Source organism: Rhizobium sp. No.120, from assembly GCF_054558365.1.
Genome location: NZ_BAAJNQ010000009.1, coordinates 51611 through 65215, shown reverse-complemented (window position 1 = coordinate 65215; position 13605 = coordinate 51611). Strand labels below are relative to the sequence as shown.

Here is a 13605-nt window from a genome sequence, read left to right as displayed (position 1 = left end):
TTCCTTTCGTGGGTTTGTTGGTTCACATCCCCAAATCTTGGGCATTCGGGGCTGCGAGGTTCGTAATCAGCGTTTGAGGCCGGCGGTCGCGATGCCGTCGATCAGCAGCCTCTGGAAGAAGAGGAAGATCAGGAAGACCGGGATCAGCGACAGGCTCGACATGGCGAACAGGCTGCTCCAATCGGAACTTCCGGTGGAATCGACGAAGGAGCGCAAGCCGAGCTGTACCGTGTAGGTATTGATATCGGAGAGATAAATCAGCGGCCCGAAGAAATCGTCCCAGGTCCAGATAAAGGAAAAGATAGCGGCCGTCGCCAGAACGGGTAGCGACAGCGGCAGCATGATGCGCCAGTAGATGCGCCACGGGCTGCAGCCGTCCATCATTGCGGCCTCGTCCAATTCGCGCGGAATGCCGCGGAAGAATTGCACCATCAGGAAGATGAAGAAGGCATCGACCGCCAGGAATTTCGGCACGACGAGCGGTAGCATGGTCTTCACCCAGCCGAGCTTGAGGAAGAGGATATATTGCGGGATCAGGGTGACGTGGTAGGGCAGCATCAGCGTGCCCAGCATCAGGGCGAACCAGAAATTCTTGCCCCAGAAGTTCAGCCGCGCGAAGGCGTAGGCCGCCAGCGAGCAGGAGACGACGTTGCCGATGACCGAAAGCACGGCGATGACGGCTGAATTCCAGACGAATTTGCCGAAGGTGACCTGTCCGCCGAACCAGCCGCGGGCATAGGCGCTGAAATCGAAATGCGAGGGGATCAGCGATGCCGTGCCGAAGATCTCGTTCTGGTCCTTGATCGAGCCCGAGAGCATCCATAGCAGCGGATAGAGCATCACGATCGACGCGGCGACGAGAGCGAGGTGGATGAGGACGGAGAGAAACCACGGGCGCTCGCGCGGCGGCTTCATGTCCTCGGCAAAATGGGTGAGCTTCGCGTCAGTCATCGTAGTGAACCCAATAACGAGCGGAGAGGAAGGAGAAGGCGGTGAAGATCGCGATGATGATCACCAGGATCCAGGCAAGCGCCGAGGCATAGCCCATGCGGAAATAGCCGAAGGCTTCCTGGTAGAGATAGAGCGTGTAGAAGAGCGTCGAATCGATCGGCCCGCCGGTGCCGGATGAAATCACATAGGCCGGCGTGAAAGCCTTGAAGGCGTCGATCGTCTGAACCACGGCGTTGAAGAAGATCACCGGCGTCAGAAGCGGCAGGGTGATCTTGAAGAAAATCCGTGCCTTGGAGGCGCCGTCGAGGCTGGCGGCTTCATAAAGATCGGTCGGGATCTGGCGCAGGCCTGCGAGGAAGATGATCATCGGCGAGCCGAACTGCCAGATGGCCAGGATGATGAGCGTATAGAGCGAATAGTCGGGATTGGAGATCCAGCTCGGCCCGTTAATGCCGAAGGCGTACCAGAGCAGGGTATTGACGATGCCGTCGGCATCGAAGATCTGCCGCCACAGCACGGCGATCGCGACGCTGGAGCCGAGCAGCGAGGGCAGGTAGAAGATGGCGCGATAGACCGGCAGGCCCTTGATACCACGGTTGAGCAGCAGCGCCACCAGCAGCGCGAAAGCGAGCTTCAGCGGCACCGAACAGACGACATAGAACAGCGTCACCTTCATCGACGATAGAAATTTGTCGTCGGCCGTTGCGATCCGCACGTAGTTCTCGATGCCAACGAGGTTCGGCGACTGCAGCAAATTGTAATCGGTGAAGGACAGATAGAGCGAGGCGATCGCCGGCCCGAGGGTCAGTCCGAAGAAGCCGATGAACCACGGCAGAAGGAAGAGATAACCGGGTGCATTGCGCGCGAATGCGCTCGGCGCTTTATAGGAGGTTTCCACGCGCAACGGCGCGCGCGCGCCGACGGCCAAGCCGCCGGCAACGCTCTTGCTGTTTGTACCCACGGTATCAGCCTCGCGTAATGTTTGCTGCTGCCTGTTCGGTGAACTTCGTGCCAGCGTCCTGTGCGCTGGTTTTGCCGAAGGCCACCTCCTCGGCGATCTTCTTCAGCAGGAATGCATTCTCGCCGGCGCCATTCGGCGGTGACGGCGGCAGTGCTCCGACATGCGGTGTCAGCCGGCCGATATAATCGACCACCTGTTTGCTTGTTGCATCCAGATCCGGCGTCAGCAAATCGCGGATCTTTTTTGAAGGTGGGACGCCGCGCTCGACTCCGAGTGCTTTGGTGCCTTCCGGGTCCTCCACCAGGTAATTGACAAAGGCGACGGCGGCATCCTTGTTCTGGGATGTTGCCGAAACCGACATCAGCATCGAGGGTTTCAGATACTGGCCGGGCTTGCTGCCCGGATTGCTCGGATAAGCGACTAGATCGATCTTTTCCTTCACGAGGCCTTGAATGGCGACGAACTGATTGGAATGGGCGTAGCTGACCGCCGCCTTCTTGGTCACGAGCATGTCGGTTTCGAGGGTCTGCTGGTCCAGCGCCTGGACGTCGGCCGGCGTGCACGCGCCGATCTTGCGCATATGGCCCCAGAAGTCGAACCATTCGGTCGCGTCCTTGGCCTCGAAAGCCAGCTTGCCATCGGCCGTGTAGAGCGCCTTGCCGCGCTGGCGCAGCCAGCATTCGAAAGCCGGCTCGCTGGCGCCCGCATCTGCCGTGCCGTAGAAGCCGCGGCGTTTCTTGGCAGCTGTGACCTTGGCGCAGGCATCGCCGAGCTGTTCCCATGTCATGCCATCACGCGGCGGCTCGATGCCGGCTTCGTTCCAGGCAGCCGTATTGACGACGACCATTGAGGAATTCACGCCGAGGCTGACGCCGTAGATCTTGTTGTCGACCTTGCCGGAATCGATGTTGGCGGGGCCGAAATCCTCGATTGCCAGGCTCTTGCCGAAATAAGGTGTCATGTCGAGCAGCGCGCCGCGACGGGCATATTCGAAGATGTAGCGATAATCCATCTGGATGAGGTCGGGCGCATTGCCGCCGCCAGTCTGTGTGGCGAGGCGGGTCCAGTAGCTATCCCAGCCGAAGGATTCGCCGGCAATGGTGATATCCGGGTTCTTGGTCTGATAGGCCTTTACGGCTGCAAATGTCCGATCTGCACGCTCCTTCGATCCCCACCAAAGAAGGCGCATCGCAGTTGCCGCATTGGCGCGGGATAGTCCGATACTGCTGAAAGTTAGCGTAGCTGCCATGCCGGCAAGCAACTGCCGGCGGTCGATCGTCAACGTCATCCTGGTCTCCTCCCCAGCGAACCGATGATTTACGAACTGCTTTGCATGATATAACTATTTGGTTACAAGTTGGATAGAAACGCGACCGCTGTCAAGCGCCAATCGCGCGGCGATCAAAACGATGCATGCCGGAACCGGCCGCATCCGTCGCTGATGCTACCCTTCGGAAGGAGATCGTCCATGGCGGTCAGGGCGAGACAAGAGACTGAAAATAAAGCGCAAGCGGATGCCGGCAAGACCTTGGGCAAGCGGTCGAGAAAAGCGTCTCGCAATCCGCAGCGCACCCATGCCGCGATCCTGGACGCGGCGACGGAAGAATTTGCCGCGCATGGTTTCGGCGGCGCTCGCGTGGATGCCATCGCAGCGCGGGCGCAGACCAACAAGCGGATGCTCTACCACTATTTCGGCGACAAGGAGGGGCTCTACCTCGCCGTGCTGGAGGCGAGCTATGCGACGATCCGCAGTGCCGAAAAGCAGCTGGATCTGGCGCATCGTCCTCCGGAGGAGGGGATGCGGGAGCTGGCCTTGTTTACCTGGCGGCATTTTCTTGCGCATCCTGAGTTTTTGAGCCTGCTTGCCACCGAAAACCTGCATCACGCGCATTATCTGCAGCGATCCGACAAAGTCTCGGCCATGCATTCGCATCTGATCGACGAACTAGCGGACGTGCTGCGCCGCGGGGAGGCGCTCGGCATTTTCCGCCCTGCGGTCGATCCCATATCCGTCTATCTCACGATCGCGGCGCTCGGATTCTTCTATCTGTCGAACCGCCATACTCTGTCGACGATTTTCGCGCGGAAGCTGACTGCGCCGGATGCGCTCAATGCCTGGGGCGAGCATATCGTTGCCGTCACGCTTGCTTCGATCCGCACATAGTGCCCGGCGGTGTGGCAGTTTGGAGAAATTTTCAAAAGGCGATTGACAAGGCCGGAGGTAACGCGCGATCTTGTAACCATATGGTTACATTGCCTGATTGACCAAGCATTTGCTTTTCCTGGTTCTGGAGGGAATTGGGGATGGAGGAGATAGCATGAGCCTGTCGCTACAATGCGACGTAGCCGGGGATTTGAAGAACCGGTTCTGCAACGAGCGAATGCCTTCTCACTCGGATCCCAAGCAAATTGACTTGCCTGAGCATCACAGGAGCTGACTAACACCATGACCGAACCATTGATCATCAGGCTTGTCGAGGCCGAGACATTCGAGCGTCCGGTCAAGCTGCGGCTTCCTTTCCGTTTCGGGGCAGCCACCTTGCGGGAGGCACGGCAGATTTTTCTGCGGGTGCGCATCGAGGATGTGCTGGGGCGTTCGGCTGAGGGCATGGCGGCTGAACTGATGGTACCGAAATGGTTCGACAAATCGCCCGAGCTTTCCAATGCCGACAATGAAAACCAGCTACGGCGGTCGCTGGCTCTGGCGCTCGATGCCCTAAGAAGTGCAGGCGCGGGAACGGCTTTCGGACTGCATGCCGCCATCGAGGCCTCGCATCATGCGCAAGCGGCAGCCGAGAAGCTGAACGGGCTTGTCGCATCCTTCGGCCTGGCGCTTGCCAACCGGGCCATTCTCGATGCGCTCTGCCGGCTGGAGGGGCTGACCGTCGCGCAAGCAATCAACGCGAACCGCCCCGGTATCGATGCCTCCACCGCACGCGATCTCTCGGGCTTCGATCTCTCAGCTTTCCTTGCAACCTTGCAGCCATCCGCACGTCTCGCAGCGCGCCACACTGTCGGTCTGGTCGATGCCATCTTGCCCGCAGATGTTCCGGCAAGCGAGCAGCTGAACGACGGCCTGCCGGAAAGTTTTGAAGAGGCCATCGACGCCTATGGCCTGACCTTCTTCAAGGTCAAGGTTTCGGGTGCACTCGAAGCCGATATCGATCGTCTTTGCCGCGTCGCCACTGTTATCGACGCCAAGGTGCCCACCTATTCGGTGACGCTCGACGGCAACGAGCAATTTGCCTCCGCCGAGGCCGTTGCCGATCTGCTTTCCCGTGTGAAGGCGGAGCCAAGGCTGGCAAGATTTGCAGCATCGATCCTGTTCGTCGAGCAGCCGATCGCCCGCGCGCATGCCTTCGAAAAGCCGGTCAAGGCGCTGGCCGCCTTCAAGCCAGTGGAAATCGACGAGTCGGATGCCGATATCGATGCCTTCGTCACGGCGAGGCGGCTCGGCTATACCGGCATCTCCTCGAAATCCTGCAAAGGGTTCTATCGCTCGCTATTGAACCGGGCGCGCGTCGCCAAATGGAGCGCCGAGGACGGCATTCCGTATTTCATGTCGGCGGAGGATCTGACCACCCAGGGCGGCCTTGCCGTGCAGCAGGATCTGGCGCTCGCTTCCCTCATCGGTATGACGCATATCGAGCGCAACGGGCATCACTATGTTGACGGCATGGCCGGCGCGACGGAGGCAGAGCAGGCCGCTTTCGCCGAGGTGCATTCCGATCTCTACCGCATCAGCAATGGTCGCACACGATTGCGGATCGAGGCGGGGCAGCTTGCGATCGGCTCCGTTATCGGTGCGATCGGGCTTGGTTCATCGGCGGAGCCGGATTGGACAGCGATGGAGAGGTCGCCGGCATAGGACGTTGGTCAGGGTCATGAGGGTTTTGCGTTGACGCCCTGTCCTCGCGCTCGGGTGAGAGGCGCGTCGCAGAAATGAATTCAGGCCGCCGAGGCCTCATCATCGCTGTTTGCAGATTGTGGAGGAGCAGATGCAGTCATCGAGGAAACGCTACGCTCTGGTCGGCACGGGTCATCGTGGCACGACCATGTGGGGCAAGGATCTGGTCGAGCGCTGGAGCAACGAGGTCGAGCTCGTGGCGGTTTGCGATCTAAATGCCATGCGGGCAAAGCGGGCGCTAGAGTATATCGGCGTTTCGGTGCCCATCTATACTGACTTCGACGAATTGCTGCGGACGGAAAAGCCGGATCTCGTCATCGTCTGCACCCGCGATTCCACCCATGACGACTTGATCGTCAAGGCGATGGAGGCTGGCGCCGATGTCATCAGCGAGAAGCCGATGACGACGACTGTCGACAAGATCAAGCGCATTCTCAATGCCGAGGCGCGTACCGGCAAACGGCTGGATATCTCCTTCAACTACCGCTTCGCGCCGACCGCGGCGAAGATCAAGGAGCTGATCAATTCCGGCATCATCGGCGATGTCACCTCTGTCGATTTCCATTGGTATCTCGACACCAGCCATGGCGCCGATTACTTCCGCCGCTGGCATGCTTACGTCGAAAATTCCGGCAGCCTTTTCGTTCATAAGGCGACGCATCATTTCGACCTTCTGAATTGGTATCTGGATTCCGATCCGGAAACGGTCGCCGCCTTTGCCGATCTCAAGCATTATGGCAGCAAAGGCCCGTTCCGCGGCGAGCGCTGTCGCACCTGTCGTTACAAGGGCGAGTGCGACTATTATCTCGACATCAACGCAACGCTACTGCTCGAGAGCCTCTATGAAGACCCCTCATCCGTGGACGGCTATGTGCGCGATGCCTGCGTCTTCCGTGAGGATATAGACATCCCCGATACGATGGTGGCATCCATCCGCTATCGCAACGGCATCAACGTCTCCTATTCGCTCAATACCTATATGCCGATCGAAGGTCATCATATTGCCTTCAACGGACATAAGGGGCGCATCGAGCTGCGGCAATATGAGAAGCAGAACTGGACGACACCGCCGGCCGACGAGATCGTCGTCATGAAGAATTTCGGCGATGTCGAGCGCATATGGGTGCCGCATTCTTCCGGTGGGCACTACGGCGGCGACGATCGGCTGCGCAACATGCTGCTTCGCTCCGGCCCGAATGACGAACTCAAGCAGCGCGCCGGCTCGCGGGCAGGAGCGATGTCGGTTCTCTGTGGCATTGCCGCGCTGCAGAGCAGCCGCACCGGCCAGCAGGTATCGCTTGCCGATATCTGGGGCGAAGATGGCGGGTTGAACTTGCTGGAGCCGCGGCCTTAAGGCCGCGGTATCAAGCTTTCGCGTTTCGAGATCAGCTGCAGCTCGGCAGCTGCTGAGCGTAGATCCGCGTCATGCCGTTGAAGCGTCTGGCTCCCGCGAGAGCGGTCGAATTGCCGCGCCAGGACCCCTGCAGGTAACCCTTGGGGCCTGAGTAATAGGCAAGATAGAGATCGTAGGAATTGTTCAGGGCGATGCCGGTCTGCAGATGCGTCTGGTAGTGATACCAGCCAACGAAATCGATGGCGTCGCCGAAATTGGTGCGGCTTGCTGTCCAGTTGCCCGTCTCGCGCTTGTATTTGTCCCAAGTGCCGTCGAGTGCTTGCGAATAGCCGTAAGCCGTCGTCGGGCGCTTCCAGGGAATGAAGCCGAGCAAATAGCGCCGCGGCGGGCGAGCGCGCGGCCGGAAGCCGGATTCGGTGTAGATCGTCGCCATCAGGATCGGAACCGGCACTCCGTATTTGCGTTCCGTTCGTTCGGCAGCCCGTTGCCAGTTGTTGAACCAGCCGTCGCGCTGGTCGAAGATCGCGCAGATGTTACGGGTGTGGCGGGGTGCGGTTGCACAGCCCGCCAGCATGCCGAGCAGCATTACGACCAGAATGGAAACGACGCGGGTACGCATTACTAGAACCTCTTCATTGCTGCGCCGTGCGTCTTTCAAGGGCACGAGATACGCAGCAACAACCTGCCGGCGCATGATCCTTTCCAAAAATTCGAGACCGAGCTTTTGGCGGACCCACGCTCCTAAGATTGCTAGCGCGGAATGATTAAAAACGGGTTGTTTGCCTGTGCCGAAATGGGGCGATTTCAGGGTGTTTTCATGGATTTGCTGCGTCGCGTCATGCCATCAGCGCCAATTCCTCGCGGCGGATTTCATAGAGCAGCGGCTTGCCTTCAATAAAGCGAATGGCTTCATCCACCGCCATCTCGCCGAGGCGCGTCCGTTCCAGCCCGACGGCACCGGCAATATGCGGCGTCAGAAAGACGTTCGGCAGCTCGTAAAGCGCCGAGGCGGCTTCTGGAATTTCCGGATCGGTGACGTCGATGATCGCGTCGATATGGCCGGTTTTCAGCACAGCGATCAAGGCCGCTTCATCGACCAGTGCGCCGCGTGCCGTATTGATGAACGTCGCCCCCTTCTTCATCAGCGAGAGTCGTCCGGCGTCGATCATATGGCGGGTGGCGGGTAGCGAGGGTGCATGCAGCGAGACGATGTCGGCCGATGCCATCAGCGCGTCCAGCTCGGCTTTTTTGACGCCGAGGCGTGTCGCTTCGGGCGCATCGACCATCGGGTCATAGAGCAGGATGCGGTAGTTGAAGGGAGCCAGTAGTTCGATCACCCGCCGGCCGATGCGCGAGGCGCCGATGATGCCTATGGTGCGGCCGTAATTGCCGATGGCTTCGGCCTGCATCGGTACCGTCCGGTTGCGGTTGCGGTCGGCGACGTAGAAGTCGCGAAACCGAAAAACCTTCTTGCCGGCAAAGATGATGGCGGCAAGCGTGAATTCGGCGACTGGCAGGGCATTGGCCTGGGCGGCATGGCTGACCAGGATACCGCGCTCGAAGAGGCTGTCGCCGAGCAGGCCTTTCACCGTGCCGGCGGCATGGACCACCAGTTTGAGGTGCGGCGCCTGTGCGAGCGCGGCAACATCGATCGCCGGCGCCCCCCAGCCGGTGATCAGGATTTCCGTTTCCGCTAGCAGATTGGCTGCACGCTCATCGTCGAAGCGCTGCATCGGTGTGGCATCGAGTACGCGGCCCATGGCATTAAGACGCTGAACGAGTGCTTCCGGCAGCACATGCTGCGTGCGCGATGGCTGCATGGCGAGGGCAATGGCAGGGCGGCTGGAGAGGGATTGCGTCATGGCAGGCGACCCGGCGCTTCGATGGCGCTGACCGTGATGCCCTTGTCCTTCATCAGGGCGTATAGTGCATCGATATCGGGTTTTGCGGGTGGCTTGCTCCAGGCGTGATCGACGGCGGATGGGTCTTTCTCCGCAAGCACGGCAGAGACGAGAATGGTTTGGCCTGCGGGAATAGTACCGCGCAACTGTGGCACCAGCGTTTTGGAGACGATGAGGTTGGTGTTCGGCGGCGCCTTCTGCGCGGCGCCTTCGCGTGCGACCGTCGAGCCGAGGTCGAAAATGCCGCTGAAATCCTCTTCACCGATCGTATAGGCCGAGCCGGTCGTGGAGAAGAGCGTGTCGGTTTCGAAATCCCGCCGCGCGATGGCAAAGCCGCCTTCGGCCGTCTGCAGCGGCTGCGGCGTGTTGATCCTATGCAGGCGGATATGCCAGGGCGAGGCGGGGATAAGCCAGGTCTCCACCGTCACATCCGAGTAGGGGGACCATCTGGCATAGAGTGTGTCGCCGGCAAGCTTTGCCTCTTCATTGGTTTCGCGGACGCGATAGTGCAGGCCGTCGTCGCTGAAGGCGAGCATGCTGTCGAAGGCGCCGCCGGTAAAGATGCGCTCATCGCTCTCGACGCTGAAGCCGTAGCGGGCGGAATAGGCGAATTTCGAGTATTTCTCCGCGCCGAAGCGCATCTGCTGGTTTTCCTGGCCAGAGGAAAGTGCGACGACATCATCCTTGCTGCGCAGCAGGACCATGCCGGGATGTTTTTGCGGGATGATAGCCGGCTCACTCTCCGTCGGCTTTTCTTCTGCAGTCCAGAACGGATGCGTCTCAGGCAGCGCCAGAGGTAGGAAGGCCTTAAAGGCCCAATAGGGCGAGCCGGCGGAATTATAGTTCTCCGACATCAGCAGGTTGGGATAGGCAAAACCGATCGGCAGGGTGCCGTCGCGATGGGCGATCGGCTTGTCGGCCCACCAGCGCAGGTGCCGCAAGCACAGGCCCTTGATTTCGCCCCAAGGCAGCGCCTCGACATCGGCAAAGGCGAGCGCCGACCAGAAGCCGGCGCAGGCGAAGCGATAGGTCAGGCTGCGGCCGAAGGGGATCGTGGCGCCATCGGGCGCGAACCAGTGTCGGAAATCCTTGGCGAAGAGCATTGCCCGTTCCCGGTAGCGCTCGGCGTGGTCGTCATTGACGAGCTTGGAATAGATGAGCCCGTAAAAGTGCATGGCGAAGGGAATGTAATGATCGATGCGGCGGACATTGCCGTCGCGATACCAACCATCGCCGATGTAGAAGCCGTCGAGCTCGTTCAGATAGGTTTCCGTCAGGCTGCGGTCGAAGGAGGCGCCGAGCCGGTCGAGCGCGATATCGACGAAGATGCGGAAGAATTTCCAATTGTTGTCGGCGTAGTCGAAGGTGCGGGCATGCTTGAGATAGGAAATCAGATTGTCGCGCGCACGCTGATCGAGCGGTTCCCAGATCTTTTCGGGCACGAGGGCAAGAGCGAAGCCGAGAGCGGCTAGTTCGACCATGCGCTGGTCGCGGCCGTTGACCGTGCCCCAATATTCCGGATGTTGCGGGTCGACGCCATTGGCGAGGCCCTCGGCATAGCGGTCCCAGTGACTGAAGTCGCCACCGCCTGCGCCGAGGGGAGCCAAGCCCCAGAGCGGACGGGCAAAACCTTCGAGATCGGCGGCGGCGCGGTCGAAATGGGCGCCTGCGCCATCGATGCGAACGCGGGCATTGCCTTCGGAAAAATAGGGCAGCAGCGGATCGAACAGGTCCGTCAGCGCGCGGCGCATGTCTGTAAGGGTCTTCAGCGGGTTGCGGGCAAGCGGATTGGAGCTGGCGGGGTCATAGATCATCGGTTCGGCTTTCTCGATCGTTTCCGCGGCGGGGATTGGACTTCAGATTTCGGGTGGCAGCGTGCCGCCGGCGATCGGCTGGACGCCGTGGCAGATGTGGCGGGCTGGTGCATCGCGGTCGCGGAAGCGTGCGATCATCAGGCCGATGGCTTCCCGGCCAAGGGCTGCGCGATCGACGCGCATGGTTGCCAGCCGCGGATTGGTCATCAGGGCACAGGGAAGATCGTCGAAGCCGACGATGGCAAAATCCTCCGGCACCCGCAGGCCGGCTTCAATGACGGCGTCGAGCACGCCGACGGCGATGAAATCGTTCATGCAGAAGGCGGCGGTATAGCCTTCGCCTGCGGCAAGGATCTCGGCGGTTTTGTCATGGGCTTCCTGGCTGGAGCTGCCGCGAAAACTCATCGGCACGATGCGGCCTTCAGCGCCTTCCTCCGAAGCGATCGCCGCCTCAAAGCCGCGGATGCGCTCGCGGATCGTCTGGCGATGCGAGCCGGTGAGGTGCAGAATGCGGCGATGGCCGGCATCGAGCAGACGGCGGGTTGCGTTATAAGCGCCGAAGAAATTAGAGGGTGAAACGCCGTCGAAGCGCAGCTTCGGATCGGTGCCGTTGACGAGAACGGTCGCCGTGCCGCTTGCCTCAAGCCAGCGGCATAGGTCTTCCGATGGGTCGATGCCGACGAGAAAGAGGCCTTCGGCACCGGCGGTCTGCAGATATTCCTTTACCAGATCGGGCTCGGTTCTCGCCTCGCGAATGAGTCGGATGTCGAAGCGCATGCCGCGCTCGGCAGCGCCTGCGCGAAGGCCCTCCAGAATGCCTTCATAGAAGACGCTCAAACCGCCGGTGACGCTGTCGCTGGCGATCAATGCCAGCCCGCCGGCCGCCGTCTCGGCTGCGGTCTTCAGCGGATAGCCGAGATCACTCGCCACCTTGAAGATGTGCTGGCGGATCGTCTCGCTGATGCCGGGTTCATTGGTGAGGACCCGCGACACCGTCGAGACGGAGACGCCGGCGGCGGTGGCAATGTCTGCCTGCCTGATGCGTTTGGAGCGAATATCGTTCATATCGCAAACGCTATGCAAAATTATGCAAATTTGCAATAGAAAGATTTTTTATTGCACTGTGCAATGAAGTTGCATATCGTCGCGTTGACTTGTCCGCAGAAGGCGTCGGGGAGATCGCCGCGGATGATACGCAAGAGAAGGAGGAATCTCATGCGCATGAATCGTCGTTCTTTCATGATCGGAGCTGCCGGAAGCGCAGCTGGCCTTGCCTTCGGGGGAAGTGCAATGCCCGTTTTTGCCGATGCCACGCAGCTCCGGGCGATGTGGTGGGGCTCGCCCGATCGCGGCAAGCGCACGGTCGCCGTTGCCGAGCTGTTCCATAGCAAGAACCCCGATCTGTCCGTCATCGGCGAGAGCATCAGCGGCGACGGATATTGGGCGAAGCTTGCCACCGGCATGGCCAGCCAGAACATTGCCGATGTCTTCCAGCTCGAGCCGAGCACGATTTCCGACTATTCCAAGCGCGGCGCCTGCATGCCGCTCGACCAGTTCGTGCCCTCGACGCTGAATGTCGACAGCTTCGGCAAGGACGTGCTGAAGCTGACCACCGTCGACGACAAGCTTTATGGCGTCGGTCTGGGGCTCAATTCCTTCGCGATGTTCTATGACGAGGATATGTTCAAGAAGACTGGCCTGACGCCGCCCGGTCCGACCACGACATGGGCCGAATATGCCGATCTCGCGGTAGAAATGACCAAGGCTGCCGGCAAGCGTGGCTATTGGGGCGGCCCTTATGGCGCGCGCTACAATTATGTGCTCGATGTCTGGCTGCGCCAGCGTGGCAAAAGCCTCTTCACGGAAGAGGGCGGGCTCGGCTTCGGCGTCGACGATGCCAAGGAATGGTACAGCTACTGGGAAGAGCTGCGCAAACGCGGCGGCACGGTCTCCGCCGATGTCCAGACGCTCGACCAGAACGTCATCGAGAGTAACTGCCTGGCGCTCGGCAAATCGGCCATCGGCATGGCTTATTCCAACCAGCTCGTGGGCTATCAGCTTGTCGTCAAGAGCAAGCTCGCCGTCACCATGCTGCCGCGCGAGAAGAAGGACGGTCCCTCCGGCCATTATTATCGCCCGGCGCTGATCTGGAGCGTCGGTGCCACCAGCAAGAATGGCGAAGCGGCGGCGAAATTTATCAATTTCTTCGTCAACGATGTAGAGGCCGGCAAGATTCTCGGCGTCGAACGCGGCGTGCCGATGTCGCCCGCCGTACGCGCCGCCATCTTGCCTACGCTCAATCCGGTGGAGCAGCAGACGGTACACTATATCGAGTTGTTGAAAGATCAGGTCGGCACCTATCCCGTGCCGGCGCCGCTCGGATCTCAGGAATTCGACGTTAACGTCGCCCGCCCCCTCGCCGACCAGCTCGCCTTTGGTAAGATCACGGTCGCCGAGGCGGCCAAGCGGCTGGTGGAGGAGGGTACGACGAAGCTGAAGCGGAAGAGTTGAGCCGAGGCTGCATAATTTGCTGAACGGTTGACATCCCCTGGAGTTCTGCCGTGACTTTGCATGCCAAGCCAAACATCCTGCGCGATCTCATGATTGCCCTTGCGGTGGACGGGTAGTGACAGTGCAGCACGTACCCCTGGCTGCACGGGTGCTGTGGTCTCATAAGCTTTACGCCGTAAAAAACCGGGGCCTTTTTCAGGCCCCGG

Annotated in this window: 11 protein-coding genes; 4 read left to right on the top strand and 7 right to left on the bottom strand. The window is 60.4% G+C overall.

The window, feature by feature from the left end; genetic code table 11:
* Positions 1–66: 66 nt before the first annotated feature.
* From ACYJRZ_RS22515 to ACYJRZ_RS22505, 3 genes are read right to left on the bottom strand one after another with little or no spacing between them, the layout of a single operon-like run.
* Complete coding sequence (locus ACYJRZ_RS22515) at positions 67–951, bottom strand: carbohydrate ABC transporter permease (RefSeq protein ID WP_459462711.1); 885 nt, start codon at positions 949–951, stop codon at positions 67–69.
* Entirely contained in the window at positions 944–1879 is a 936-nt protein-coding gene (locus tag ACYJRZ_RS22510; protein WP_459462986.1) for a carbohydrate ABC transporter permease, read from the bottom strand. Before ACYJRZ_RS22510 ends, ACYJRZ_RS22515 begins: the two co-directional genes overlap by 8 nt.
* Positions 1880–1916: 37 nt before the next feature.
* Positions 1917–3200, bottom strand: coding sequence for an ABC transporter substrate-binding protein (locus tag ACYJRZ_RS22505; protein WP_459462709.1), 1284 nt, complete (start codon positions 3198–3200; stop codon positions 1917–1919).
* 180 nt (positions 3201–3380) lie between these two features.
* Between ACYJRZ_RS22505 and ACYJRZ_RS22500 the strand changes: the two genes are divergently transcribed.
* From ACYJRZ_RS22500 to ACYJRZ_RS22490, 3 genes are all read left to right on the top strand, one after another.
* Complete coding sequence (locus ACYJRZ_RS22500) at positions 3381–4076, top strand: TetR/AcrR family transcriptional regulator (RefSeq protein ID WP_459462707.1); 696 nt, start codon at positions 3381–3383, stop codon at positions 4074–4076.
* A gap of 282 nt (positions 4077–4358) precedes the next feature.
* A complete protein-coding gene (locus ACYJRZ_RS22495; RefSeq protein ID WP_459462705.1) occupies positions 4359–5780 on the top strand; it encodes a mandelate racemase in 1422 nt (473 codons plus the stop codon).
* A gap of 130 nt (positions 5781–5910) precedes the next feature.
* A complete protein-coding gene (locus tag ACYJRZ_RS22490; RefSeq protein WP_459462703.1) occupies positions 5911–7173 on the top strand; it encodes a Gfo/Idh/MocA family protein in 1263 nt (420 codons plus the stop codon).
* Between the two features lie 31 nt (positions 7174–7204).
* Here ACYJRZ_RS22490 and ACYJRZ_RS22485 read toward each other — a convergent pair whose 3' ends face one another.
* The 4 genes from ACYJRZ_RS22485 to ACYJRZ_RS22470 form a co-directional block, all read right to left on the bottom strand.
* Entirely contained in the window at positions 7205–7792 is a 588-nt protein-coding gene (locus tag ACYJRZ_RS22485) for a transglycosylase SLT domain-containing protein (RefSeq protein ID WP_459462984.1), read from the bottom strand.
* A gap of 217 nt (positions 7793–8009) precedes the next feature.
* Positions 8010–9035, bottom strand: a complete 1026-nt coding sequence (locus ACYJRZ_RS22480) for a hydroxyacid dehydrogenase (RefSeq protein WP_459462701.1) — start codon at positions 9033–9035, stop codon at positions 8010–8012.
* On the bottom strand, positions 9032–10888 hold the full coding sequence (locus ACYJRZ_RS22475) for a DUF2264 domain-containing protein (RefSeq protein WP_459462699.1): 1857 nt from the start codon (positions 10886–10888) through the stop codon (positions 9032–9034). The genes ACYJRZ_RS22480 and ACYJRZ_RS22475 overlap by 4 nt, the downstream gene beginning before the upstream one ends.
* A gap of 42 nt (positions 10889–10930) precedes the next feature.
* Positions 10931–11953, bottom strand: coding sequence for a LacI family DNA-binding transcriptional regulator (locus tag ACYJRZ_RS22470; RefSeq protein WP_459462697.1), 1023 nt, complete (start codon positions 11951–11953; stop codon positions 10931–10933).
* Between the two features lie 150 nt (positions 11954–12103).
* On the opposite strand from ACYJRZ_RS22470, the gene ACYJRZ_RS22465 reads away from it, so the two are divergent.
* Entirely contained in the window at positions 12104–13399 is a 1296-nt protein-coding gene (locus ACYJRZ_RS22465; RefSeq protein ID WP_459462695.1) for an ABC transporter substrate-binding protein, read from the top strand.
* Positions 13400–13605: the final 206 nt, after the last annotated feature.